Origin of the sequence: Pseudomonas putida (assembly GCF_002741075.1) — a bacterium.
Lineage (GTDB): Bacteria > Pseudomonadota > Gammaproteobacteria > Pseudomonadales > Pseudomonadaceae > Aquipseudomonas > Aquipseudomonas putida_T.
The window spans coordinates 1,196,278-1,220,630 of sequence record NZ_CP016634.1 but is presented as its reverse complement, the minus strand read 5'-3'; the positions used below and the strand labels follow the sequence as shown (position 1 = coordinate 1,220,630).

The 24,353-nt window shown below is 62.7% G+C and carries 22 protein-coding genes and 1 pseudogene; 10 read left to right on the top strand and 13 right to left on the bottom strand.

The genetic code is table 11. The annotated features are described in order from the left end of the window. The first annotated feature begins 205 nt into the window (after positions 1–205). Positions 206–1,576 carry an OprD family porin gene (locus IEC33019_RS06030; protein ID WP_099593174.1) on the top strand — a complete coding sequence of 457 codons (1,371 nt, stop codon included), beginning with the start codon at positions 206–208 and terminating at the stop codon, positions 1,574–1,576. A gap of 268 nt (positions 1,577–1,844) precedes the next feature. Here the strand turns inward: IEC33019_RS06030 and IEC33019_RS06025 are convergent, their stop codons facing one another. From IEC33019_RS06025 to IEC33019_RS06015, 3 genes are all read right to left on the bottom strand, one after another. Further along, positions 1,845–2,774 (bottom strand): malate dehydrogenase, encoded by a 930-nt coding sequence (locus IEC33019_RS06025; protein ID WP_070093126.1) that lies wholly within the window; start codon positions 2,772–2,774, stop codon positions 1,845–1,847. Between the two features lie 265 nt (positions 2,775–3,039). Then, positions 3,040–4,011 (bottom strand): DUF6508 domain-containing protein, encoded by a 972-nt coding sequence (locus IEC33019_RS27275; protein WP_070093127.1) that lies wholly within the window; start codon positions 4,009–4,011, stop codon positions 3,040–3,042. 71 nt (positions 4,012–4,082) lie between these two features. Further along, complete coding sequence (locus tag IEC33019_RS06015) at positions 4,083–4,508, bottom strand: DUF2628 domain-containing protein (protein ID WP_070093128.1); 426 nt, start codon at positions 4,506–4,508, stop codon at positions 4,083–4,085. 259 nt (positions 4,509–4,767) lie between these two features. Between IEC33019_RS06015 and IEC33019_RS06010 the strand changes: the two genes are divergently transcribed. Next, a complete protein-coding gene (locus IEC33019_RS06010) occupies positions 4,768–5,214 on the top strand; it encodes a MaoC family dehydratase (protein WP_099593172.1) in 447 nt (148 codons plus the stop codon). An 8-nt stretch (positions 5,215–5,222) separates the two neighbouring features. Here the strand turns inward: IEC33019_RS06010 and IEC33019_RS06005 are convergent, their stop codons facing one another. Continuing rightward, positions 5,223–5,696 (bottom strand): tetratricopeptide repeat protein, encoded by a 474-nt coding sequence (locus IEC33019_RS06005; RefSeq protein WP_081337472.1) that lies wholly within the window; start codon positions 5,694–5,696, stop codon positions 5,223–5,225. A gap of 155 nt (positions 5,697–5,851) precedes the next feature. Next, the gene (locus IEC33019_RS06000; RefSeq protein WP_070093129.1) at positions 5,852–6,979 is read right to left on the bottom strand and encodes a helix-turn-helix transcriptional regulator; all 1,128 of its coding nucleotides are present in this window, start codon (positions 6,977–6,979) and stop codon (positions 5,852–5,854) included. A 316-nt stretch (positions 6,980–7,295) separates the two neighbouring features. Between IEC33019_RS06000 and IEC33019_RS27510 the strand changes: the two genes are divergently transcribed. From IEC33019_RS27510 to lapD, 3 genes are all read left to right on the top strand, one after another. Further along, positions 7,296–7,466: a hypothetical protein gene (locus IEC33019_RS27510; protein WP_170831787.1), complete on the top strand. Its 171-nt coding sequence runs from the start codon at positions 7,296–7,298 to the stop codon at positions 7,464–7,466. A 157-nt stretch (positions 7,467–7,623) separates the two neighbouring features. Then, positions 7,624–8,301 carry a cysteine protease LapG gene (gene lapG, locus IEC33019_RS05995; RefSeq protein WP_099593170.1) on the top strand — a complete coding sequence of 226 codons (678 nt, stop codon included), beginning with the start codon at positions 7,624–7,626 and terminating at the stop codon, positions 8,299–8,301. 9 nt (positions 8,302–8,310) lie between these two features. After that, positions 8,311–10,257 (top strand): cyclic di-GMP receptor LapD, encoded by a 1,947-nt coding sequence (lapD, locus tag IEC33019_RS05990; protein WP_070093131.1) that lies wholly within the window; start codon positions 8,311–8,313, stop codon positions 10,255–10,257. Positions 10,258–10,271: 14 nt separating this feature from the next. On the opposite strand, the gene IEC33019_RS05985 is transcribed toward lapD, so the two are convergent. Then, a complete protein-coding gene (locus IEC33019_RS05985; RefSeq protein ID WP_070093132.1) occupies positions 10,272–10,613 on the bottom strand; it encodes a tryptophan synthase subunit beta in 342 nt (113 codons plus the stop codon). 185 nt (positions 10,614–10,798) lie between these two features. On the opposite strand from IEC33019_RS05985, the gene IEC33019_RS05980 reads away from it, so the two are divergent. Beyond that, the gene (locus tag IEC33019_RS05980; RefSeq protein ID WP_070093133.1) at positions 10,799–11,500 is read left to right on the top strand and encodes an EthD domain-containing protein; all 702 of its coding nucleotides are present in this window, start codon (positions 10,799–10,801) and stop codon (positions 11,498–11,500) included. A gap of 14 nt (positions 11,501–11,514) precedes the next feature. Continuing rightward, positions 11,515–12,270, top strand: coding sequence for an SDR family NAD(P)-dependent oxidoreductase (locus IEC33019_RS05975; RefSeq protein WP_070093134.1), 756 nt, complete (start codon positions 11,515–11,517; stop codon positions 12,268–12,270). Positions 12,271–12,346: 76 nt separating this feature from the next. Here the strand turns inward: IEC33019_RS05975 and IEC33019_RS05970 are convergent, their stop codons facing one another. Continuing rightward, on the bottom strand, positions 12,347–13,705 hold the full coding sequence (locus tag IEC33019_RS05970; protein ID WP_070093135.1) for an 8-oxoguanine deaminase: 1,359 nt from the start codon (positions 13,703–13,705) through the stop codon (positions 12,347–12,349). A 955-nt stretch (positions 13,706–14,660) separates the two neighbouring features. On the opposite strand from IEC33019_RS05970, the gene IEC33019_RS05960 reads away from it, so the two are divergent. Further along, positions 14,661–15,149, top strand: a complete 489-nt coding sequence (locus IEC33019_RS05960; RefSeq protein ID WP_244509776.1) for a helix-turn-helix transcriptional regulator — start codon at positions 14,661–14,663, stop codon at positions 15,147–15,149. A gap of 50 nt (positions 15,150–15,199) precedes the next feature. Here IEC33019_RS05960 and IEC33019_RS28145 read toward each other — a convergent pair whose 3' ends face one another. From IEC33019_RS28145 to lhpI, 5 genes and pseudogenes are all read right to left on the bottom strand, one after another. Continuing rightward, the gene (locus IEC33019_RS28145) at positions 15,200–15,928 is read right to left on the bottom strand and encodes a methyl-accepting chemotaxis protein (RefSeq protein ID WP_416310212.1); all 729 of its coding nucleotides are present in this window, start codon (positions 15,926–15,928) and stop codon (positions 15,200–15,202) included. A gap of 129 nt (positions 15,929–16,057) precedes the next feature. After that, a pseudogene (locus IEC33019_RS28140) lies at positions 16,058–16,987 on the bottom strand (HAMP domain-containing protein); the annotation flags it as partial. 370 nt (positions 16,988–17,357) lie between these two features. Continuing rightward, the gene (locus IEC33019_RS05950; RefSeq protein WP_070093143.1) at positions 17,358–18,143 is read right to left on the bottom strand and encodes an SDR family oxidoreductase; all 786 of its coding nucleotides are present in this window, start codon (positions 18,141–18,143) and stop codon (positions 17,358–17,360) included. A 107-nt stretch (positions 18,144–18,250) separates the two neighbouring features. Further along, on the bottom strand, positions 18,251–19,258 hold the full coding sequence (gene lhpH / locus IEC33019_RS05945; protein ID WP_070093144.1) for a trans-3-hydroxy-L-proline dehydratase: 1,008 nt from the start codon (positions 19,256–19,258) through the stop codon (positions 18,251–18,253). A gap of 24 nt (positions 19,259–19,282) precedes the next feature. Next, complete coding sequence (gene lhpI, locus IEC33019_RS05940) at positions 19,283–20,221, bottom strand: bifunctional Delta(1)-pyrroline-2-carboxylate/Delta(1)-piperideine-2-carboxylate reductase (protein WP_244509777.1); 939 nt, start codon at positions 20,219–20,221, stop codon at positions 19,283–19,285. A gap of 339 nt (positions 20,222–20,560) precedes the next feature. Between lhpI and IEC33019_RS05935 the strand changes: the two genes are divergently transcribed. Together IEC33019_RS05935 and IEC33019_RS05930 are read left to right on the top strand one after the other, a co-directional pair. Then, on the top strand, positions 20,561–21,289 hold the full coding sequence (locus tag IEC33019_RS05935; RefSeq protein ID WP_070093146.1) for a FadR/GntR family transcriptional regulator: 729 nt from the start codon (positions 20,561–20,563) through the stop codon (positions 21,287–21,289). A 169-nt stretch (positions 21,290–21,458) separates the two neighbouring features. Then, a complete protein-coding gene (locus IEC33019_RS05930; protein WP_070093147.1) occupies positions 21,459–22,868 on the top strand; it encodes an MFS transporter in 1,410 nt (469 codons plus the stop codon). Between the two features lie 91 nt (positions 22,869–22,959). Here the strand turns inward: IEC33019_RS05930 and IEC33019_RS05925 are convergent, their stop codons facing one another. Further along, positions 22,960–24,339: a purine-cytosine permease family protein gene (locus tag IEC33019_RS05925; RefSeq protein WP_099593165.1), complete on the bottom strand. Its 1,380-nt coding sequence runs from the start codon at positions 24,337–24,339 to the stop codon at positions 22,960–22,962. Between the last annotated feature and the right edge of the window lie 14 nt (positions 24,340–24,353).

The window sequence follows — 24,353 nt, the reverse complement described above, 5'->3', positions numbered from 1 at the left end:
GGCGCGCGAGGGCCAACTTGACTTTCTAGTCAGATTTTGGCGTCATGCACGCCGCCTAAGACGATTCCCATGTCTCAATCGATCCTCGCAATGTCGTTGGGGGAATGTCATCAGGCCTACCGTTATATATAATTTTATACAGCCATGTTGACTGACAGGCCTGTTGGAATCACCAAAAGAAGAAATGCACATCGGAGCAAACGGAATGACCAGAAACACCCTGGCGCTCGCCATTGCAGCCAGCTCGCTCGGCCTTCTCACCTCATCGGCTCATGCTGGGGGCTTCATCGAAGACAGCAAAGCCAGCCTCACCTTGCGTAACTTCTACATCGACACCGACTACCGCAACGGCGCTGGGGTCAGCAAGCAGAACGAGTGGGGGCAGGGTTTCATGCTCAACTATGCCTCCGGCTTCACCGAGGGCAGCGTGGGCTTCGGCGTCGATGCACTGGGGCTGTTGGGGGTACGTCTGGACGGTGGCGGCAAGGCCGGCAAGCCCGGCATCGAGCGTCAACCGGGGACCATTTTCCCCCTGGAGAGCGACGGCAGCGCGGTCGATGAGTTCAGTAGCCTGGGCCTGACGGCTAAGGCCAAGGTGGCGAAGACCGAATTCCGATACGGCACCCTGCAGCCCAAGCTGCCGGTGGTGGTCAACAATGACGCTCGCCTGCTACCGATGACCTACGAAGGTGGCCAGTTCACCTCCACCGATATCGACGGCCTGACCCTCACCGGTGGCCAACTGACCCACACCAAAGGGCGTAACTCCACCGATTGGCGCAGCATGTCCATTGCCGGCGCCAACGGCAGTGGCCCGAAATCCCGTGACAGCAACAAGTTCTACTTTGCCGGCGGCGACTACAAGGCCACCAAAGACCTGATCCTCTCGTACTACTACGGCGAGCTGGACAACTTCTACCAGCAGCACTACCTCGGCCTGGTGCACAACTGGGGCATTGGCCCAGGCACCCTGAAATCGGATATCCGCGTGTTCATCAGCGACTCCGACGGCAAGAACGCCAGCGCCTCCGGCCGCGCCGACGGTTTCGTCAGCAGCGGCTACTACGGCGGTAACAGCGTCAAAGGCGAAGTGGACAACAACGTCTACAGCGGGATGTTCACCTACGCCTTGGGCGGCCACAGCATCGGCGCCGGTTATCAGGTCCTGACAGGCGACAGCGATTTCCCCTACCTCAACCGCGGTGACGGCGAAGGCACCAGTACCTACCTGATCTCCGATGCCCAGTTGTTGAAGTTCAACCGCGCCGGTGAACGCACCTGGATCGGCCGCTACGCCTACGACTTCGCCGCCGTCGGTGTTCCAGGCCTTACCTTCAGCGTGCTCTACCTCAACGCCGACAACATCGACACCCGCCAAGGCGACCAAGGCGAGTGGGAACGTGATGTGTCCCTGGGCTATGTCGTGCCGCAAGGCACCTTCAAGGGGCTGGGCCTTGCGTGGAAGAACGCCAGCATGCGCAGCGGTCTGCCCGCCGCCAGCACGCCAGGCTCTGCCAGCCAGCGGGACCAGGACGAGAACCGCCTGATCCTCAGCTACACCCTGCCGTTGCTTTAGCACGTAAAGCCCAGGAGGGTCGAGCCGCCCCCTCTGGGCAGTACCTGGTCGTCGAGAACCCCTTACCTCGCCTCATCGGACACGCTGGAGCCTCACCATGAACCCTCGCTTCGCTCGCCTCTCTGGTCGGCCAAGCCCGGCTACGTCGACGACCAGATGCGCCTCTGTGGGAGCAACGGTCTTGCTACGTGGTGTCTTCTTCGCGGGTAAACCCGCCCACCGGGGTTGCGCAGCTCTTGTGAGCGGTGCAATCCCGGTGGCCGCGGGCTCACATCGCTTTCATTTCGGCGATGTCACGCGCCACCTGATCGGCAGAGTGGTCGAACATGGCCTGCTCCTGCGCATCCAGGGGCAGTTCGACCACACTCGCCAGGCCATTTTCCGCCAGCACGCAGGGCACCCCCATGGCAATGTCTGTTCGCCCGTACTCGCCCTCAAGGATCGCGACCGCCGGCAAAATGCGGTTACGACCCTTGGCGATCGCATCGACCATCTGCGCGATAGCCACACCGGGGGCGTCGCAGGCGCTTCCCAGCTTCTTCAAGCCCAGAATCTCGCCGCCCCCCTGACGTGTGCGCTGCACAATCCGCTCGATCTGCTCGCTGGACAAAAAGTGCGACAGCGGCACCGAACCGACCGTGCAGTAGCGCATCAGCGGCACCATGCTGTCGCCATGGCCACCCAGCACCAGCGCTGAAATATCCCGGGCAGAAAAGCCCGTCTGCTCGGCAATGAAACACTTCATCCGCGCGGTATCCAGCACCCCCGCCTGCCCGAACACCTTGTCGCGGCCCAGCTCACTAAGGCTCCAGGCCCGGTAGGTCAGCACATCGACCGGGTTCGACACCACCAATACCGTCGCTGCCGGGGCATACCGATTGATGTCCCGCATGATGCCGTCGAGTATCGGCAGGTTGATGCTCAGTACATCCTGACGCGACTGACCGGGCTTGCGTGGCACGCCTGCGGTGATCACCACCAAATCGGAATCCTGTAGCAAGTGGGCGTCGCCCCCACCCTGAACCCGGGTATCGGAGCCTGACTCGACGGCTGCCTGCCAGACATCCAGTGCCTTGCCCTGCGCCAGGTCCCCCTGAACATCGATTAACGTCAATTCACGGCAGGACTCCTCCCGGGCGATGATCTGCGCCGCCGCCTCGCCCACCATACCGGCACCCACTATGGATAGTTTGTTCACCTCACACCTCCTCGCGGCTCGCGCCACCCGCCAGGCGCCCGCCGATACACAGAAGTATTAGCCCTAGCGAAGATCTCGCAGTGCTTTCACGACGCAAGGCCGCCCCCGCCCATCCTCAGAGAATGTCGATGACCTCGAGTACCTGGCGTTGAGTGCGGTTTTTGGGTTCCGCTGGGCGGGATGTGGTTTGGCTATTGGATTCGCCAGGAGGGCCTGCAACTGCCCCATCTGCTATTGATGGCCTGGGTGGCTGCTTCTGGCCTGGCTATGCCTGGCCATGCAAGACAGCCAACCGGTCCAACAGGCCCAGTACGTGGCCCTGTTCGATCATCTCCCCCCAGTGGCCATCACAGAAGCGCTCTCCCCGCACACAATAGGTCAACAGGCTCTTGAGCTGCGCCAGGTCAGCCTGGGCAATGCAGGACGGGTTCTTCAGCATGGCGTCGCCCTCGTGTCGGAGGTAGTGGACATCGGTCCAGCAGTCCTTTCCCGCCTGCTCGTAGAACTGCATGACCACGGCGTGATAGTCAGGCCAGTACGTACCTTCGCGAACCTCATAGGTCTTGATGGCGATGCCGCCCGGGTACAACAGCGCACGAAAACGCAGCAATTGCTCGACATCGGCACGCTCGGGCTCGGGGTAGTCACACACCTCATCGCGAAAACGTGACGAAGACGGATCGATCGTCTTTCTGGCGTCAGGGCTATGTGCTGCGACATACACATCGAACGCCCAGACCTGGGCAGTGGTCCGCGGACCGTCCTTGAACGCATGAACGTGCTGCACATAGGTCGCGAACTCGTCGGAGCACGGACCATGGGCGAACAATGCAGCGAGCGCCGCACTCTGCACCAGCCAGTAGATCTCTTCCGAGTACTCGTGGGCTTTGGAGCTGCCAAGGTCGATGGCTTTGGTGAGCAGATCCTGGGCCAATGCCTGCCCCGCTTCGCGCAATGCGTCGTTGGCCACGGGCGCATCCAGGTGCTCCACTTGCGCGATGTAGGCCGTATAGCGACTGCCCAGCTGCCCCGTCGAAGGTCCCAATAGCGGGCAGGCGGGCGGAGGAAGGTTCAGGGGTTTGGGGGCTTCGAAGACGGGTATCCACGCCAGGTTGCGCTGCACCTGGGACGGTGTTCGATGGTCGGTTTGCGATGTTGCCCGATCAGGTTCTGTCGCCACGTCCACAGAAGCCTTATTGCCCAAGCGCGCCTTCAAGCGTTGGATGAAATTGAACATCCCGATACTCCTGAGGCAGGCGAGGCTGCCGCCGATGCGCAAGCACCTCGCGAACAGCCTGCCTCACGCACTTACCAGCGCATACCTTTGAACGGGTTCCAACCCTGCTCGCCTTTACGCTCCTTGAGGTAGTAGGCGTAGTTGGTGGTCAGCGCATAGAGCAGGTTGAACGCCAAACCGAACGCAAAATCGACTTGCTTCGGCGATTCCATGCCGGCCAGGCCAAACAGCACGTCGATCAGGAGGGAGGCGACCACCATGATCCCGAGCAAGGCCAGGTTCTTTTTCCAAAGTCCAAGAACAAAGAGGTAGATGGGGCCGAAGAAGAAGGCAATGATGTTGGCGTTGACCAAGATCTTCTTCTTGAACGGCAGTTGCTTCAATGCAGGCTTGTAGGCCGGTGCGTTTGGCGCGCCGTGAGCATCGAAAAACGCAAATCGCTCCTGCCATTTCGCTCTGTAGTTCGCAATATCCTGAGTTCCTTCGGTGACGCTCATTCGTAACTCCTTGTAGTCCATGAACAGTCGGGACAGGGTGAGACCTGCCGTTGTCCCGAGAGCGAAAGACGGACCTGCGCCAATGTCCAGGCTCAGCATCCGTGCTTGTCCTCTCCGGCGTCAGTTTGGCAGCTCAGCGCAAACGTAACAATGCATTACTGCATCCATGGGCTGCCCTACTTGAACCTGAAAAGCCACCATGCTCTATTTTGATCAGCGCAGAACGCCGCTGCAGCCCATGCCTCCAGAGGAGCCCACCATGACCGACCCGATCTATCTTGAAGACCTGAGCGTAGGTGATACCTTCACCAGCGGCGAGCACTGCCTGGATGCCGAGCAGATCATCCGCTTCGCGCGTGAGTACGATCCGCAGCCGTTCCACCTTGACGACAGCCTCGCCAAGGACACGTTCTTCGAAGGGCTGGCCGCCAGCGGTTGGCAGACCAGTGCGTTGACCATGAAGCTGTTGGTGAGCAGCCTGCCCCTGGCCCGTGGGGTAATCGGGGCCACCGCCGAGGTTTCCTGGCCGCAGCCCACCCGGCCGGGCGACAGGCTGCGCGTGCAGAGCACGATCGTGAGCATCACCCCTTCGCGGACCCGGCGCGATCGCGGCATGGTGATCGTCGAATGCATCACATCCAACCAGCGGGGAGAGACCTTGCAGCGCATGACGAGCAAGGTGCTGTGCTTTGCGCGAGAGGCCTAGCATCGGAATCAGTAGCGGATAAGTTGCTCGGCGGTGACAGGGCCGCCAGCATCACGCCCGACCCTGTCCTTCGCCACACCCGAAGCCTTGACCGCTGCTGGCAGTGCCCCCGAACGCCGAGCGTTGCGGGCAGCCGTTATCAGCTGCAGATTGCGAGCGTGCAACGCATGGTTGGCGCCGACACGCAGGTTGGAGCGGGCCGCCAACGTCTCGGCTTGCTGGTATTGCCCCTGCTGGAGGCGCAACACCCCCAAGTAATGCAAGGTGGCGGGATTGTTCGGCTGTATGTGCAGCGCGCGTTCCAATGTCGCCGCGGCCTGGTCCAGATGACCTTCGGCATATTGCTGCGAGGCGGTTTCGATCAGCGCGGTAGAGGCATTGTTGCTTCGGGCTTGAGGGGTACGGCCGCCGGCCATCGCGTACTGCGATACGACCACCGTCAGACACAGGCATAAAGCCGACCATACAGGCGTGCTTGGCATCAGGAATGAACTCGACAGGACCGGGGGCTGCCGCGCGGTGGGCAGGTCTGCAGCCGTCCAAGCTGGCTGGGCCCTTGCGCGACAGGCAAGGGCTGCTATCGACCGGGCCCACTTCCTTAAGTTCCGCGTCGCCCTGCATGATCCGCCGCCCCGCCTCACCCCAAGGTGGCCACACTGCGCAGGATCAACCGCACCAGCATGGTCTGGCGCGTCACCCCGGTCTTGGAAAAGATCGAGCGCAGGTGGGCACGGGCCGTGTTGGTGCTGATGCCGAGTTCCTTGGAGGCCTCGTCCTTGGTCAGGCCGTTGGCCAGGAGCATGGCAAGGCTGGCCTCGGCCGGGGTGAGATTGAACAGTGTGCTGACGATTTCTTTCGGCGCACTGGATTGCTGCTCGGGGTCGCTGATGAAAATCACCAGGGCCGGGCACTGTTTGCCTTCGCTCCAGTCCAGCATCGGTACCGTGCGCACGATGATGCCCAAGTCCGCCCGCCCGGACGGGCGCTTCACCCGCAAGGCCTCGACCACCGAGGGCACGTTGCTTTTCTGGGAAAGCAAGGCGCGCTTGACCAAGCGGCGAAACGCCTGGGTTTCGCTGTTGCTGCCCACCATCAGGACGTCATTGACCAGCCTGAGGCCGTCTTTCTCCTGGATCAGGCGGTTGGCGACCTCGTTGGTCTGCAGCACATTGCCGGACTCATCGAGAATGATGGTCCCCACCTCCATCTGATCGACCGCATCGGCATACAGATTGCGCTCGGTGGCGATCCGGTTGAGCTGCGTATGGATCTCCACCGAACGCTCAAGGTGCGGAATGAACTGCGCCAGCAGGGCCTTTTCATCCGCGCTGAAAGCCGGCGCGTTCCGGCTGCGGCTGATGCGGATCCGGCATTTGACGCCATCGCAGGTGGTGATGTCCGCCCCCAGGATGTGGAACACATCCAAGGGCTCCAGAAAGCTCTTGTAGAACTCCGAATTCAGCCAGTTGTTGTCGGTGATGAACTCGCCGTTGGTGAACACCTGGCGGTTGGGCAAATCCACGAACGGGTCCAGGGCAAAGAAGTACTCGTTGTAGGAACGGGTGATCTCGGCGGTGGAGCCTGTGGTGTTGATCATCAGCCCAGGGTCCAGATGGCTGGGCGGACGCAGCATGAAGGTGACGTACTTGCTGTTGATCTGCACATTGAGGTGATTGAGGAAACTGGCCCAGGGAATATGCTCGCGCGGCCCCTGATAAAGCTTGCCGACGAGCTCACTGAACAACTCGAGACTGAGGTTGTGCATGGAATGACCGCTGTTTTCTTGTTGGCATTGGCACGGTGTGGGCGTGAACTGTCTGGCAGTGTACCTCCCCTGCATCTGACGTTCACGACTGCCCTTTCCGGGGCTGTTTCCTGTGCGGCCGACCGGAAAATAATTGTCAGCAGCAGGCGTTGGACGGACATCGGCCGTTAGGACTATGCCCACCCGGACAGGTCCAAACTGCCAATTTCGATGCAAAGCCTGCCGTCTGCCAAAAACCTGGCTGCATCCTGGGTTCCAAAGACGTTATGGTACAGACCCTAGCCCTCTCTCCACGTCTATTGCCATGGAGGCAATCATGACCACTCTCTTTCGCGCCAGCCTGCTGCTCTTGATCGTCGGCATGATCCTGGGCGACATCATGCTTGCAAGCGTTGGCCTGTGCGGTGTGTGTGGCATTGCTATCCATAACACCGTGCAACAGGATGCCCGGGCGGAGCCGCCCGCCGAATCGGACTTCATGGCCTGATACAGACCCTGGCTGGCGCGTTGCCATACCTGGGCGCCGATCATCTACACTGCTCGTTGTCGCCGGGCAGTGACCTGCCCTGCGCTTTCACCCGACGACAGCACCACGGTTGTTATGGATCGGTTCTGAATAGGCCTTAGCAGTGGCGATACCCAGGATGCTCGAAACCGTCGTGTGGCGTCTCGGCCTTGCCGTTTTGCTGGCACTTCTGCTGCTGGGCAGCCTGCAGGCCGATTGGGACTTCTCGCAGATCAGCCGACGTGCCCAGGCGCTCTATGGCCCTCTGGGCCCAGGCCAGGCGCGCATCGATGCCTGGCAGCATCTGCTTGCCACCCAGAAACAAGGCAGCGAGCTGGAGCGCCTGCGGCGGGTCAACCTCTTCTTCAACCAACAGTTGCGCTATGTCGAGGACATCGACCTGTGGCACGATGTCGATTACTGGGCCACCCCGATACAGTCACTGATCAAAGGCGCGGGCGATTGCGAGGACTACGCTATCGCCAAGTACTTCAGCCTGCGGCGCATGGGCATTCCCAGCGAAAAACTGCGCATCACCTACGTCAAGGCCCTGCGCCAGAACCGGGCGCACATGGTCCTGACCTATTATTCGACCCCGCAGGCTCAGCCGCTGGTACTCGACAGCCTGATGGACGCGATCAAGCCGGCGGGCGAGCGCACCGACCTGCTGCCGGTCTACGCCTTCAACGGCGAAGGCCTGTGGCTCACCGGCGCTTCGGGCAACAAGAAAGTCGGCGATACCAAGCGTCTGTCGCGCTGGCAGGACGTGCTGAAAAAGATGCAGGCCGAAGGCTTCCCGGCCGAACCGGTCTACTAAGGAGCGCAGATGTCACTGTTCAAACAATTGCTGTTCGCCATTTGCCTGTTCCTGGTGGTGGCCTTCACCGGCAGCTTCATGGTCAGCCTGGAAAGCTCGCGTAGCCAGTACGTCAACCAGTTGCGCTCCCATGCCCAGGACGGTGCCACCGCGCTGGCCCTGTCGCTGACGCCAAACATCGACGACCCGGCCATGGTCGAGCTGATGGTGAGTTCGCTGTTCGACAGCGGGTACTACGCCAGCATCAAGGTCATCGACGTGGCGTCCAACGCCGTGCTCGTGGAGCGCCACGCCGAACCCGACAGCAATGGCGTGCCCGCCTGGTTCATCCGCCTGGCTGGGTTGCAGGCCGCCGGCGGGGACGCCATCGTCAGCCGCGGCTGGCAGCAGGCGGCTCGGGTCGAGGTGGTCAGCCACCCGATGTTCGCCTTGGCCAAGCTATGGCAAGGCGCCTTGGGCAGCCTGGGCTGGCTGCTGCTGTGCGGGGCCTTGAGCGCCGTGTTGGGCGCCCTGCTGCTGCGCCGCCAATTGCGCCCGCTCGACTACATGGTCGCGCAATCCCATGCCATCGCTCGCCGAGAGTTTCTCAGCCTGCCTGATCTACCGCGCACGCCTGAGCTGCGCCGCGTGGTACAGGCCATGAACCAGATGGTCGAGAAACTCAAGGCGCTGTTTCACGAACAGGCCGAGCGCAGCGAGCAGTTGCGCGCCGAGTCCTATCAGGACAGCCTCACGGGGTTGGCCAACCGGCGTTACTTCGAGATGCAGCTCAACACCGAGGTCAGCAACATCGAGGAAGGCCGGGCCGGCTACCTGCTGCTACTGCGCATCCAGGACCTTGCCGGCCTCAACGCGCGCCTGGGTGGGCAACGCACCGACCAGTTGATCCAGGCCGTGGGCGAACAGCTGCGCCGCGCCTGTGACCGCCATCCCGAGACCCACGACTTGATCGCGCGCAGCCGTGGCGGTGAGTTCGCCGTGCTGGCGCCAGGCCTGGACTTCGAGGAAGCCAAGCATCTGGCGCACACCCTGGAGAGCGCCTTGCACAGCCTGCACCAGACCGAGGCCAGCGATGTCACCCCGGTGGCCTGCATAGGCCTTGCTCCCTATATACCAGGCGATGCGCCCGACACCCTGCTCACGCTGGCCGACGAAGCCCTGGCACGCGCCGAACACCAGGGCTCACCGGGTTGGGTGTGCCTGCAACGCGGCGCCGCGACACAAGCTCCCGATAGCCAGAACGCTTGGCACTCGCGGCTCGATCGGGCCCTGGACAAAGGGCGGTTCGAGCTATTCTTCCAGCCGGTGGTCGATTGCCAGGCGCCCGGCCGGATCCTGCATTACAAGGTCATTTCGCGCCTGCACGATGACCAGGACGAGCCGCTGGCGGCGGGCCGCTTCCTGCCGTGGCTCGAGCGTTTTGGCTGGATGCCGCGGCTGGACCTGTTGGTGCTGGAGAAGGTCCTCGGGCACCTGGAGCGCCATGATGGTTCCCTGGCACTGAACCTCTCGGCCGCCACCCTGGCCGATGACGGGGCGATGCGCCAAGTCTACGAACAGCTCGGCCACCACAGCGCACTGGCAGCGCGCCTGACCCTGGAAATCGGCGAGGAACAACTGCCCCGGCAGGCCTCCCTCGAGCACTTGACTCGACGCCTGCGCGCATTGGGCGTTGGCCTGGCGCTGCAGCGCTTCGGTGGCCGCTTCAGCATGATCGGCAACCTGGAGAACCTGGGGCTTGCCTACCTGAAGATCGACGGTAGCTACATTCGCCATATCGACCAGGAGCAGCACAAACGCCTGTTCATCGAGGCCATCCAGCAGGCGGCACACAGCATCGACCTGCCGCTGATTGCCGAGCGGGTCGAGTCCGAAGGGGAATTGAACGTATTGCGCGAGATGGGCGTGCAGGGCGTACAAGGGCGGCTGGTAGGCGAGCCCGCGCCCTGGCGCTGACATGCCGCACGGGGTCAGATCAGGCCACCGCCCTCGTCTTCCTCGATCAGGTTGTTCAGGCTGCCGAGCGCCTTGCGCGCCGAGGAACGGTTGAGCAGCTTGGACTGAGCGTCTGGCGGCAGGTCCGTGATACTGATCACGCCTTTGGTGGTCAGCACATCGATCAAGTCTTCGAGCACACGGATCATGTCCAGGTCGCTCTGTTTGAGCTGGCGAAGGCTGTTTTCCACGATATCGTCCGCGAACCAGGCCTGAATCTCGGCATGGTCACCGGGGAGTATTTCCGTGTAGTCGGCGTAAGGAGCGGCTTCGACCCGCAACAACTGGCCTGCGGCGTCGCGTTGCACGTAATACATGGTATCGATCCTCGTGACGTGTTGGCTTCCTTAGCTACGCAGCATAGGCAAAGTTCGCCCGGCAACAAGTAGGCGGGCCTGTTCAGGGTCACGAGATAGTCCATTTGGAGGATTCCGATGCAGCGGCGGCGATCGACCATGGCCGAGGTCATCCCACAACCACGCCGTGTGTCAAGGAGAGCTCCGTGCAGAAAGTCATCTACCTGCTTTGGCAACCCGAGCAAGACACGTTCGACTCATTCTCCCACCACTTGAGCGGCCCCCTCGCCGACCGCCTCCAGACGCTCGGCGCCCAGCACCTGCAACTGAACCTGGCCGATGCCGATGTGGCCGCTGCCAACGGCTTGCGCCAGGCGCAGGCCGGCCCCCTGCCCCAGGCCGTGCTGAGCTTCTGGCTGGACAGCGCCGTCGCCAAGTTCCGCCGCCCCTTCGATGAGGCCCTGCAATCGGCCTGCGCGCGCATCGCCGGGTACCTGGTCTGCGAGTCGGTGCCCATGCGCAACACACGATTCCCCGCACGCCCCGGCCAGCGCACCTACGGTTTTTCGCAACTGGCCTTCCTCCAACGGCCGCCCCGCCTGACCCACGAGGCCTGGCTCGAGGTCTGGCAGAACCACCATACACCGGTGGCGATCGATACCCAGGACAACTTCCAGTACGTGCAGAACCTGGTGGTGCAGGTGCTCACTCCCGGTGCCATCGCGCTGGCGGCCATCGTCGAGGAGTGCTTCCCGCCGGCCGCCATGGACGATCCGCAGGCGTTCTTCAATGCACCGGGCGATGAAGCGAAGTTCCAGCACAACCTGGCCGTGATGATGGACAGCTGCCAGCGCTTCATCGATTTCGACCAGTTGGGCGTGCTGCCCACCAGCCAATACCCTCTGTGAACGGAGAACAACGCATGAACCGCCTTACCGGCAAGACAGCTTTGGTCACTGGCGGCGGCCAGGGCGTAGGCCAAGGTATCGCCCTGGCACTGTGCACCGAAGGCGCCCGCGTGGCGGTGGCCGGGCGCTCCCTCGCGCCGCTGGAGGCCACCTGCGCGCAGATCCGCGCACGCGGTGGCGAGGCGCTGGCAGTGGTCTGCGACGTCACCCAGCGGCAGGACATCGAGCGCTGCGTGGCTCAGGTGGTGGAGGCCTTCGGCGGGCTCGACATCCTGATCAACAATGCCCAGATCGTGCCTCTGGGCCGGTTGCTGGAGGTCAGCGACGAAGCCTTCGCACAAGGCATGGACTCAGGCCCCCTGGCCACCCTGCGCCTGATGCGTGCCAGCTACCCGTACCTGCGCGGTGGTGGCGTGGTGGTCAACCTGGCCTCCTCCGCCGCGGTGCGCTGGGATGCCTGCGGCTATGGGGCCTACGCAGCAACCAAGGAAGCCATCCGCTGCCTGAGCCGCGCCGCCGCGTGCGAATGGGGGCCCGAGGGCATCCGCGTCAACGTGATCGCGCCCCACGCCTTGTCCCCAGGCCTCAAGGGCTGGATGCAGGCCAACCCGGAAGAAGCCCAGGCCTTCTTGCAGGGCATCCCGCTGCGCCGGGTCGGGGATTGCGAAAACGATATCGGTCGAACCGTGGCGTGGCTGGTCAGCGACGAGGCGGGGTATCTGACCGGCGCCACCCTGCCGCTCGACGGCGGGCAGGCGTTCTGGGGCTGAATACAGGCATGAAAAAGCCCGCATCATGCGGGCTTTTCTTGACATGCGGCTCAACAGCCAAGGTGATCGCTCACCCTCATTCACCAATGACCAGTTGACGGGCCAGCTGGTTGTGGCGCTCTAGTACCCGCGGCAGGTCGACGGTGGTGATACGGCCATCTTTGACCACCACCTTGCCATTGATCACGCTGGTGTCGACGTGGGTTGGGGTACAGAACACCAGCGCCGCCAGCGGATCGTGCAGGGCGCCGGCGTAGGCCACATGGCCGAGGTCGAAGGCGACGAAGTCGGCCGACATCCCGAGCGCCAGGGCGCCGATGTCGTCACGGTTGAGCACCTTGGCTCCGCCCAGGGTGGCGATTTCCAATGCCTCGCGAGCGGTCATCGCATCGGGGCCGAAACCGACACGCTGCAGCAGCAGCGCCTGACGGACCTCGCCAATCATGCTGGCGCCATCGTTGGATGCCGAACCGTCCACCCCCAACCCCACCGGTACACCGTGATCACGCATCTTGCGGATCGGCGCGATGCCCGAGGCCAGGCGCATGTTCGAACAAGGGCAATGGGCCACCCCCGTTCCGGTACGGGCGAACAGCTCTATGCCGTGCTGGTCGAGCTGGACGCAGTGGGCGTGCCACACATCGTGGCCGACCCAGCCCAGGTCTTCGGCGTACTCGGCGGGAGTCATGCCGAACTTTTCACGGCTGTAGGCGATGTCGTTGACGTTTTCGGCCAGATGCGTGTGCAACGAGACACCGTACTCCCGCGCAAGGACCGCAGCCTCGCGCATCAGGTCGCGGCTCACCGAGAAGGGCGAGCATGGCGCAACGACGACACGCAGCATCGAACCATGGCTGGCGTCATGGTAGTCCTCGATCAGGCGCTGGGACTCCTTGAGGATGTCGCTTTCCTTTTCCACCACCGAATCGGGCGGCAAGCCCCCCTGGCTGCGCCCCACGCTCATGCTGCCGCGCGCCGCATGGAAACGCATACCGATTTCCTTGGCAGCATGAATGCTGTCGTCGAGCTTGCAGCCGTTGGGATAGATATACAGGTGATCGCTGGAGGTGGTGCAGCCAGACAGTATCAACTCCGCCATCGCGGTCTGGGTGGACACCGAGATCATTTCAGGCGTCAGCCGCGCCCAGATCGGATACAGGTTGGTCAACCAGTTGAACAGCTCGCCATCCTGCGCCGCCGGGACCACGCGGGTGAGGCTTTGGTACATGTGGTGATGGGTGTTGACCAAACCCGGGATGACCACTTTTCCGGTCATGTCCAGAATCTCGTCGGCTGTCTGCGGCAGCGTTTCGCTGGGGCCGACCTGCTTGATCACATTGTCTTCGATGTAAAGGCCGCCGCGCCTGATCTCCCGGCGCTCACCATCCATCGTCACCAGAAGTTCGGCGTTCTTGACCAACAATGTCTTGGGCATACGTGTTCCTCTCCCGCTAGGAGTTGCATTCAACTTGGTTTTCATAGGCACCCGGCTTCAATGCCGGTGAAGTCCTGATAAGGGACGACATGCGCAGAACGGCTGTCTGGAGGGCTATCGGCGCGCGCGTCCAGCGGCGGTCCAGGCGGATGGCCTCGACCTGCCTGCGCAACGGCGCATGTTCAGGGGCATTGAAGTCGACACCGCCCCTGCCAGTACCAAGGGGTCGGGCATGTTCTGGAGGGTGTGCAGGGCGAATGGAGCAGAGACGAATGCGTCGCTCAGGTGGCCGCTGAAGCCACTGTCAGCATTGAAGGACATTCGTGGGTGACGCTCGAGGAGAGCGAGCCGTTGTGGGTGCTGCATGGTTTGAGACCGTCGCAATACGCACCGGCGATTACCGATGTCGTAGGCGTGGAGCAATGTAAACAGAACTTTTATTTCTTGTATACATAATTCACTTCTCCCCCGGTATGGCCGCGATCATCGGCATTGCGTCGATGAGCTGCGGCCTTACCAAACTTCCCGTCCCCACGCTGCCAGTTCGTCAACAGCACATACACCTCACCGCACGTCTCTGCAGGCGCCACTGACCTGCCCTGACGCATAGCGCATCGTTCCGCCTGCGGAGAACGGTTCTCTACAAGCGACATACTTCATCTCCTTGTTGGTGGCGAAGACAAGGTCCGTCGCCCCCGAACGCAAAATCACCCGTTTCCAAAGACGCCGTTGGCAATCATTCCCCGCGTTGGTGATATCGCAGTAGGTCACATCGATCGTGAAGGTGCAGGCATTACGAACCCTGCGACGTGTGGGCCCCGCAGGATTGTTTTCCACGACAAGACAGCTGTTCACGGACTCGGCATAGACAAAGGGATCTTGTTTCGCCTGGACGTGATCTTGCTCGCCACTTTGCGTCGAAGGTTCAAAGCTAGGAGGCTGAGAATTGGCCGTAGTGCTGTACAGCAATGCGGCTGCCGAACGCGCGATGCGCACCAGCGCCTTCGAACTCTATGAGCGCGCCGGCCGCCTGCATGCCCATCGGGATGATGCCCGCCTGGTTCACCACAGGCACAAAGCCTCAGGCAAGGCAGAGGCTCGGCACGCCAGCCGGCTGCGTCTTTCAGGCGCGGACAAAGAGATCTTGATCGTACCGGTGAGCGCCGATGCCCCCTTCAACCATCAGTTTCAAAAGCCGCTGGTACTGATCGCCTATCTGGACAACACCTTGCAGAGTCATCTGCTGGCGGAGCTTTTTCAATTGAGCCCTGCAGAGCGACGGCTTGCCGAGTTGCTCGCCCAGGGGCTTGCGCCTGAGCACTGCGCGAACGCTCTCAACATCTCGATCAATACCGTGCGCACCCAATTGCGGGCGCTGTTCCACAAGACCAATACCGAGCGCCAGGCAGAACTTGTCAGCCTTCTGGTACGCACCCAGCTCTGAGGGCCACCGAGGGCTCGCCCGTTCTCAACCGGGCGAGCCAACCCGCCCGGTCAGGTGCGGAACCTGCGCACCAGCCCATCCAGTTCATTGGACAGCCCCGCCAGGCTTTCGGAATCCTGACGCGCGGCCTGAGCCAGCTCGGCCACCAACTGGGCATCGCCGTGGATCTGGCTGATGTGGCGGTTGATGTCCTCGGCCACCTGATGCTGCTCTTCGGCTGCGGTGGCGATCTGGGTGTTCATGTCGCGAATGATGTCCACCGACTCGCGGATCTGGCCGAAACTGTCGCGCGCCATGCCGATGCGGCTGACCGACTGCTGCGAGACCTCCAGGCTGGCGTGCATCTGCTCGGCGACCTCAGCGGTGCGTGAGGCCAGGTTGCCGAGCAGGCCATCGATCTCGGCGGTGGAGTCGGCGGTACGTTTGGCCAAGGCGCGGACTTCGTCGGCGACCACGGCGAACCCACGGCCTTGCTCGCCCGCGCGGGCGGCCTCGATGGCGGCGTTCAGGGCCAGCAGGTTGGTCTGCTCAGCGATCGAGCGGATGGTGCCGAGGATCGACTGGATGGCATTGCTGTCGCGCTCCAGCTGCTGGATCGACTGGGCCGACTGCTCGATCTCCTGGCTCAGGCGGTCCACGCTCTGCACCGCCGCATCGATCTGCTGCTGGCCTTCGCGGGCCTGCTGCTGGCCGCTGTCGGCCGACTGCGCGGCCTGGCTGCAGGAGCGGGCCACTTCGTTGGCGGTGGCGACCATTTCGTGGAAGGCGGTGGAGACCATGTCGACGGCCTCGCGCTGGCGGCTGGCCGCTTCGCTCATGTCGCTGGAGACACGGGTCGAGCTGCTGGAGGTGTGCAGGATCTGCCCGGCGGCCGCACCGATGTGCTGGATCAAGCTGCGGATGGCACCGAGGAACTGGTTGAACCAGTTGGCCAGTTGCGCGGTTTCATCACGACCGCGGACTTCCAGGCTGCGGGTCAGGTCGCCCTCGCCTTGGGCGATGTCTTCCAGGCCGCTGGTGACACCGTTGATCGGCCGCACGATCAGTTTGGCAAACGCAGTGCCGACAGCCGCGAACACGGCCGCCAGAACCAAGGCAATGGTGCCGATCAGCCAGCTCAGGCGAGTGGCGCTTTGCATCACTTCGTCGTGGCGGATCAGGCCGATGAAGGTCCAGCCCAACTGCTCGTCAGGATAGACGTTGGCCATGTAGTGCTCGCCGCTCAGCTCCACTTCGACCAGACCCTTGCCAGCCTTGGCCAACTCGGCATAGCCATCCCCGAAGCTCGAAAGCTGCTTGAAGTTATGGCTGGCATCGCGTGGGTCGACCATCACGTTGCCGTTGCTTTCCACCAGCATCAGGTAGCCGCTTTCGCCCAGCTTGATCTTCTTGACGATCTCGGTGAGGCCATTGAGAGACACGTCAATGTTGACCACCCCGCCGGTGGTGCCCAGACGGTTGGGGACAGCGCGTACCGTACTGACCAGCACCGCATCGTCGGCCGCCCAATAGTAGGCGCCGGTGCGCACGGTCTTCCCAGGGTTGGCCATGGCCAGTTGGTACCAGGGGCGCTGGCGAGGGTCGTAGTTGGAGAACTTCTGCCCCGCTGGCCAACCGACATAGCCACCATCGCCTACGCCGTAGGAGACGTAGGCATAGGCCGGATGGGTCTCGGCCAGGCGCGTAAGAAAGGTAAGGACCTGCTTGTCTTGCTCGCCCAACACGTTGCTGGGATCGGCCTGAAGGTACTTGTTGAGGTTATCGCCGGTCTCTGCGATGACCGGCTGGGCGGCCAGGTAGTTCACGTTCTGGTCGATGCCCTGGAAGAAGATGTTCATGGCATTGCCGACCTGACGAATTTCCCGGCTGCTGTTGTCGAGGAAATCGTCACGGGCCTCACTGCGCAGGTTGAGTACGACCAAAGTGGCCACCAGAACGATGGGCAACCCGGCAATGATGGCGAAGGCCCAGGTCAGTTTCTGCTTGATGTTCATCTGCAATCCTTATCGCTGTTGTACCGACAGGATCGACCGAAGCCCGTATTTCTTTAGTCAAATACCCGCAGGTTGCGGGCGACAGGCTGTGTTTGGGGCGAGGCAGCAAAGTCGCCGCCAGGGAGGCAGGCCCATGGGACGCAGCTACCGCTATTCGATCCTCAGGCCATTTCCGACGCGGCTGGGGTGATCCAGCCGCCTCGTCCAGGCACGGTCAGAAAGTACCCGGGTAGGCACCGCCGTCGATCAGCAGGTTCTGCCCGGTGATGTACCCGCCGTGGGCACTGCACAGGAAGGCGCAGTACGCCCCGAACTCCTTGGCATCGCCGAACCGAGCCGCGGGAATCGCCTGGCGGCGTGCCTGGGTGGTCGCCTGCAGGTCGCCACTGGCCTGGCTCGCCGCCTGCAAGGTCTTTTGCAGGCGAGCGGTGTCGAAGGCGCCTGGCAGCAGGTTGTTCAGGGTCACGTTGCGCCCGGCCAGACGCTGCTGACGGGCGAGTCCAGCGATGAAACCGGTCAGCCCGCTGCGCGCACCATTGGACAGACCGAGGATATCTATTGGCGCTTTCACCGCGCCCGAGGTGATGTTCACCACCCGACCAAAACCGCGCTCGGCCATGCCATCGACCACCGCCTTGATCAGCTCGATGGGCGTGAGCATGTTGGCGTCCAGGGCCTTGAGCCAGTCTTCCCGGCCCCAGTTACGGAAATCACCCGGCGGCGGGCCGCCGGCGTTGTTGACCAGAATATCGACCTGCGGGCAGGCGCTGAGCAGGGCCTCGCGCACCGCAGGCTCGGCCACATCGCCGGCGACCGTGCGTACCTCGATGCCTGGGAAGTGGCTGCGCAGTTCGACGGCGGTTTGCTCCAGGGTGGTGGCGGTACGGGCGTTGATCACCAGATTGACGCCCTCGCCGCCCAAGGCCTCGGCGCAGCCCTTGCCCAGCCCTTGGCTGGCCGCGCAGACGATGGCCCAGCGGCCCTTGATGCCTAGATCCATGATCGATTCCTTGTTGATTGACGCGTTGGACATTACCACGCTGCAAGCCCACTGCCCCTATGAAAGCAGCGGCTCGACGCCCCACGGGGCCAATGTGGCCCTTTTCGTTACCGCACCAGAAACCCCTGCTTCTGCGGGTCGCGATCGTCGATGATCCAATTGCAAAAACCACAGATGTAAGCGTTGCCCGACACTTCGGGAACGACGGCCGGGATGTCACCGACGAGGGTTTCTCTGATGACCTTGGCGGTGAACACCGAACCGATCACCGACTCGTTGATCAACACGTCATCCTTGCCCAGCAGCCCGCGCAGGTAGAGCTGCGCGATGCGGCCACTGGTACCGGAGCCGGTCGGCGAGCGGTCCACTTCACGGTCGGCGAAGACGCAACAGTTGGCCTGGGTGGATTGCGCGAAACGCGGTGCGCCATCGATGATGGTGCCGTAGATGTGGTTGATTTCCGGGATGTCCGGATGCGCCACGGCAAATGCCGCGTTGGCCGCCTGCTTCACCTCGGCGCCGAACTGCTTCAACGCCTCCACCGAGGACTCGCGGATCTCCAGGCCATACGGCGCGCCGCTGGTGTAGAAGTAGAAAGCGCCCCCGTAGGCGATGTCGCCGGTGACATCGCCGTAGCTCGGGGTGGTGACGGTCACGTCGCGCTTGTAGATGAACGACGGCACGTTGATGAAGCGTACGCCGTTGGCGTGCTTGCCATCCCACTTCACGAACGCTTCGATGAAGCCGCAAGGCGCATCGATGCCGACACGGGTTTCCGGCTCGGTACGCTCGACCCAGCCCAGCTCCACCGCTGCCGTGGCCAGTGCGATGGTGCCGTGACCACAGTGATCGCTATATCCCTCGTTGTGCAGGAAGATGATGCCGAAGTCCGCCGTCGGCGAAACCGGCTCGGTGAGGTAGCCGCCATACATGTCGGCATGACCGCGAGGCTCGAACATCAAGGCCTGGCGGATGTCATCGGCGTGTTCCAGCAACCAGGCGCGGCGCTCGACGATGGTTTTGCCCGGCATGCGCGGCAAGCCGGAGGTCACGATACGGAACGGCTCGCCACCAGTGTGGACTTCAACGGTGCTGATGCTGCGGGTGACTTGCATGGATGAGTCTCCTTCGAAATGCGATCACGCGGGGTTGTTGGCCAGGGCTGCGAGGGCAACACGGGCGGCAGCCAAATCCCAGGCGGCGGTACCTACGCTCTTGAACACGGTAGGTCGAGACGTATCGACACCCTGCACGAGTGCACAGGCGAGCGATTTCACCTTGAAGCCGTCGACACCGGCACGGATCAGATCACCTGCCTCATGCCTGGCGCCTGCAGGCTCGTCGACGTAGATGACACTGCTATCCAGGGTGGCCTTGCCGATCTCCGCCATTTCTGGCTTGAAGGCGCCAACGCCGATGATCAAACGGCCGGCCCTGCCCTTCTCGTCATAGACCGGCTCGGTACTGCTGGTGACGGTGATGACAACGCCGACATCTGGAGCGCTATCGCCGACTGCTTCGAGATGGCCGTGCAGCGCGCGGTTGCAATCGCAGAACGCGACAGCGGATGGCAGGTCGCGCCCACGAACCCAGATCCTCGAGCGTGGATACAGTGCATGGATAGCCTGAACGTGGTAACGCGCTTGAGCGCCGGTTCCCACCAACAGGATGTCCTGCGGCGCATGTTCGAGAAAGGTACGCATGGCCAGCAGTGTCACGGCGGCGGTGCGACGTCCGGTGACTTCCGGGCCGTCCAGCAGGCAGATGATCTTGCCGGTGACAGCGTCGCAGACTGTAACGGTACCGTTGATGGTCGGCAGATTGCGCTTAGCGTTGCCCGGCTGCACATTGACCAGCTTATGGATAGCGATGTCCTGGGCAGTGGCTGGCATGCTGAGCAATGCACCGCCCTCGCCGAGTGGCACCACCATGCGCTCTGGACTCAGCAGCGTTCCCTCGTCCAGCTCCTTGGCCGCACGGGCGATGGCGTCGATCAGTTCAGTGAAATCCAGCAATGCGGCTGTTTGGGCTTGATCGCAAACCCTAACGGGTTGCAGATGGATGGAAGAATCGCTCACGAGTCTGACTCCCACGGGCATTGGCGTGACGCAGAGGATGGCTCTGCATTGAGATGTCATTGGACAAGGCAAATTTGGTTATGAAACTGACCACCTCGCCACGCTCCAACCAACTAAAGACTGGAGAAATTGGCGACACCTTGAAAAACTGGTCTTAAAATAGCCCAGTCAGGAGCGATCCTATGCCCACAGAAAGCACGGTTACAATGGGATTTTTCGGAAAAATGTAAGACCCGGTTAAAAAAAAGACCAATTTTCCATACCAGCACTGCGAGTGGTTACCTCAGATCCAGGCCAGACGTATACTGCCCGCCTGTTCTCTTCCAAAGGTCAGTGGTCATGTCGACAGACCAAAACCTCACACAAGCTGCATTTCGCCCAAAGCAGATCTACGAACAGGTAGCCGATCAGATCCGCCAAGGTATCGCCAACGGCACCTATGCGGCGGGCTCACGACTGCCTTCCGAACGGGACCTGGCCCATCGACTGAAGGTAAGCCGGCCCGCGGTACGCGAGGCCATCGGCGCCCTTCAGAATGAAGGTAGAGTCATGACCCGACAGGGCTCGGGGACCTACGTGATCGATCGGGGCGACGAGCAACCCCCGTTACCCCCGCCAGTATTGGAGGCCGACTACAGCCCCATTAGCGCCCTCGAGGTCAGGCTCTTGCTGGAGCCGGCGATTGCTCGCCTGGCGGCACGCAAAGCCACACGCGACCCTCTGGCAGAACGCCACCTGGCTCAAATGGCAGGCGTGAAGGACATCACCGATGCGCGCCAACAGGCGCTCTGGAGCGAGTGTGATCGCAAGTTCCACCACCGCCTTGCGCTGATGACTGGCGATGCGTTGATCGCCAAGATGGCCGACGAGATCGAACGGGCAATGGCACAACCACTCTGGAACCGCCTGCGCGATGACGGCATCTACGACGCCGAACGTATCCAGTTGTATGCCGCCGAGCATCGGCTGATCTATGAAGCGATCGTGACCGGCGATGAACACGCCGCCGCGTTCTACGTGGAGGGTCACTTGAAACGAGTAATGCGGGACATCAGCTCACTGGAGTGACGCCAGGTGAGCCTTGTGCCTCCTCGCTCAAAGGCGTGTTCCAGGCCTGGCCGATTCGAATTCCAACTGCCAGGGATGCCGATATTTAATTTCTAGCGCAGGGTGACATTTTCTAGTATTTGCCAGGCGCTCTGCCGCCTCCCCGTCCGCTCCTGCCATGAGTCTCGCCGTGTTCTCCTTCAAGCAGACCACCCTGTCGCCGCCCGGCGAAGGGGTACCTAGCACCCAACGGCTCATCGCCGTCATCGCGATCATGCTCAACATCGCCATGGCCAACCTGGAAACGGCGATCGCCAACACGGCCCTGCCGACCATCGCCGCCGACCTGGGCACCACCGACGCCCAATCGATCTGGGTGGTGAGCATCTATCACCTGGCGATGATCGCCGCCCTGCTGCCGTTGGCCTCGCTGGGCGACATCATCGGTTATCGGCGCATCTCCATGACGGGCCTGGTGCTGTTCATCCTGGCGTCGCTGCTGTGCGGCCTAGCCCCGTCGTTCGAGTGGCTGCTGCTCGGTCGCCTGGTGCAAGGCTTGAGCGCCGCCGGGATCCTCGGTGTGGGGGTGGCGATGACGCGCTTTGTCTTCCCCAGTCACATGCTGGGCCGTGGCATGGGCGTCAATGCACTGGTGGTGGGCGCGTCACTGGCCGCCGGACCGAGCGTGGCCTCGCTGATCCTGAGCCTTGCCAGCTGGCATTGGCTGTTCCTGATCAATGTCCCCGTTGGCCTGCTCGGGGTGTTCCTCGGCCTGCGTTCCCTGCCGCCCACGCCCACCAGCGCACGGGCGTTCGATGCGGTGGCCGCAGGGCTCTGCGCGGTGTTTCTTGCTGCCCTGGTGTATGCCGTGAACGGCCTGGCCCAAGGCGCGCCGTGGGGCGTCACGCTGGGCAGCGCGATACTCGCCGGGCTTGGCCTGCGCCTGCTGCTGTGTCGCCAAGCCGGTCACCCCGCGCCGATCCTTGCCCTGGACCTGTTGCGCCAGCCGCTCTACGCGCTGTCCGCCGCCAGCGCCGCAGCGTCCCTCACGGCGCAGAGCCTGGCGTTCGTCGCCCTGCCCTTCATGCTGCAGCACCAGCTGGGGCTCTCCCAAGTCGAGACCGGATTTCTGATCACGCCCTGGCCGGCCATGGCCGCACTCATGGCGCCCATCGCCGGGAGGCTCTCGGACCGATACGCGACCGGCACTCTCACCGCTGTGGGCATGGGCATCCTTGCGAGCGGCCTGGTCCTGCTCTGCACCCTGCCACCTTCGCCCGCCACCTGGGACATCGCCTTGCGCATGGCCGTGTGCGGCGCGGGGTTCGGGTTCTTCCAGTCGCCCAACATGCGCGACATGATTTCGTCGATTGCGCCGGAGCGCAGCGGGGGTGCAGGCGGGCTGTCGAGCACGATGCGGATGCTCGGGCAGGTGCTGGGGGCGGCGCTGGTGGCGGGGTTCTTCCAGGTGTATTCAGCCCAGGGCGCGTCCCTGGCACTGTGGGCTGGCGTGGCCTTTGCGGCGTTGGCGTGCGGGGCGAGTGTGTGGAAGTACCGCGTTTTCAAGTATCCGCTGCGGGCAACCACCATACAGCGCTGATGCCGAAGACAGTGGATGCAGGAGGCTCATCGGTGAACTGAAGCACCGTCCGCCGTCCATGGCGATTGAAAGCCTAGGGTTTGCGGCATCATCAATCAGTGACAGAAGACTGCAACTGGCCTTGCCTGGCCGAGGATGGACTGTTGACCATACAGTACAGCGCGCCCGCCAGCACCAGGCCCACCACCCAGCTGATGTCCGCGTCCAGCCAGTTCGCGACGAAGCCTGTGTAGAACGACAGCTTCATGAACGGAATGGTGCCGATGATCGAGACGGCATACACCGCCAGGGTCCGGCGATTGAAGCGTCCATAGCGGCCCTTGGCGTCGTACAGCTCACCGACCTCGTAGTGCCCGCGGCACACCCAGTAGTAGTCCGCCAGGTTGATCGCGCTCCAAGGGATCAGCAGGTAGAGCTGCCCGATCAGGATGTCGGCAAAGAAGGTATCGAAATGGTACTGGGTGGCGATGGCGATCAGTGTTGCGGCGAGGGTCAACACCGCCATCACCAATGCCTTGGCGGCGGGGGTGACATATCGCAGCCCCCCAAAGGCGCCGAAGATCGTCACCGATGACATGTAGGCGCTGTACAGGCAGAGCACGTTGTACTGGATGACGCCGAGGGCGATCACACCCAGCGCCACCGGTGCCCAGGGCCCGAACAACGTGGCAATCGCAGTGGCCGGGTTCAGGCCAAGGGCTGCCGGTATCGCGACAGCCAGCAACGCACCTAGGGCCATCATGGCGAAAGAGCCCAGCGCGCAGCCCGAGTAGGTTGTCCAGAACGTGGTGCGGGTGTTCACGTTGGCCGGCAGATAGCGCGAGTAGTCGGCCACGTAGGGGCCATACCCCAGCGTCCAGGACGCGGCCTGAGCCACCACCAGGTTGAAGGCCGTCCACGAAAACGCCCCCGTGGTCGAGGCATTCGCCGACGCCTGGCCTGGGTGCAGCAGGATCATTACCAGGGCGCCGCCGAACACCAGCGTGGACAGCAAACTCATCCAGGCGCCCAGGCGGTGGATCAGCTCATAGCCGACGAAGCCGATGACGAAGGTCAGTACACCGACCAGGACGATAGCCTGGTCGTCGCTGATCGGTAGCAGCGCTTTCAGGGCATCGCGCATCAGCACACCGCTGGCGGCCAGGAACAGCACGGCGGCCACCACCATCACCAGCAACGGAATCGCCGCGCCGTAGACACCGAACTGTGCCCGGCTCTGGATCATCTGTGGGACACCCAGGTGCGGCCCTTGGGCCGAATGCGCGGCCATGAAGATGGTGCCGATGAGATTACCGATCAGCAGGCCGAGCAGCGTCCAGGCAAAGCTCAAGCCCGAGGCGACACCCAACGTGCCGACCATCAGGGCGGTCACCTGGAAATTGGAGCTGAACCAGATGGTGAACAACCGCCTGGGTGTACCATAGCGTTCAGCGTGAGGGACAAACTCGATACTTCGCGTTTCCAGCTTCACGACCGTCTCCTGAA

Excerpts from the sequence above, each read along its gene's own strand:
- IEC33019_RS06030 (WP_099593174.1), top strand. The coding sequence starts at position 206 with ATGACCAGAAACACCCTGGCGCTCGCCATTGCAGCCAGCTCGCTCGGC.
- IEC33019_RS27275 (WP_070093127.1), bottom strand. The coding sequence starts at position 4,011 with ATGTTCAATTTCATCCAACGCTTGAAGGCGCGCTTGGGCAATAAGGCT.
- IEC33019_RS06015 (WP_070093128.1), bottom strand. The coding sequence starts at position 4,508 with ATGAGCGTCACCGAAGGAACTCAGGATATTGCGAACTACAGAGCGAAA.
- IEC33019_RS06010 (WP_099593172.1), top strand. The coding sequence starts at position 4,768 with ATGACCGACCCGATCTATCTTGAAGACCTGAGCGTAGGTGATACCTTC.
- IEC33019_RS06005 (WP_081337472.1), bottom strand. The coding sequence starts at position 5,696 with ATGCCAAGCACGCCTGTATGGTCGGCTTTATGCCTGTGTCTGACGGTG.
- IEC33019_RS06000 (WP_070093129.1), bottom strand. The coding sequence starts at position 6,979 with ATGCACAACCTCAGTCTCGAGTTGTTCAGTGAGCTCGTCGGCAAGCTT.
- IEC33019_RS27510 (WP_170831787.1), top strand. The coding sequence starts at position 7,296 with ATGACCACTCTCTTTCGCGCCAGCCTGCTGCTCTTGATCGTCGGCATG.
- lapG (WP_099593170.1), top strand. The coding sequence starts at position 7,624 with ATGCTCGAAACCGTCGTGTGGCGTCTCGGCCTTGCCGTTTTGCTGGCA.
- lapD (WP_070093131.1), top strand. The coding sequence starts at position 8,311 with ATGTCACTGTTCAAACAATTGCTGTTCGCCATTTGCCTGTTCCTGGTG.
- IEC33019_RS05985 (WP_070093132.1), bottom strand. The coding sequence starts at position 10,613 with ATGTATTACGTGCAACGCGACGCCGCAGGCCAGTTGTTGCGGGTCGAA.
- IEC33019_RS05975 (WP_070093134.1), top strand. The coding sequence starts at position 11,515 with ATGAACCGCCTTACCGGCAAGACAGCTTTGGTCACTGGCGGCGGCCAG.
- IEC33019_RS05970 (WP_070093135.1), bottom strand. The coding sequence starts at position 13,705 with ATGCCCAAGACATTGTTGGTCAAGAACGCCGAACTTCTGGTGACGATG.
- IEC33019_RS28145 (WP_416310212.1), bottom strand. The coding sequence starts at position 15,928 with ATGGTCTCCACCGCCTTCCACGAAATGGTCGCCACCGCCAACGAAGTG.
- IEC33019_RS05950 (WP_070093143.1), bottom strand. The coding sequence starts at position 18,143 with ATGGATCTAGGCATCAAGGGCCGCTGGGCCATCGTCTGCGCGGCCAGC.
- lhpH (WP_070093144.1), bottom strand. The coding sequence starts at position 19,258 with ATGCAAGTCACCCGCAGCATCAGCACCGTTGAAGTCCACACTGGTGGC.
- IEC33019_RS05935 (WP_070093146.1), top strand. The coding sequence starts at position 20,561 with ATGTCGACAGACCAAAACCTCACACAAGCTGCATTTCGCCCAAAGCAG.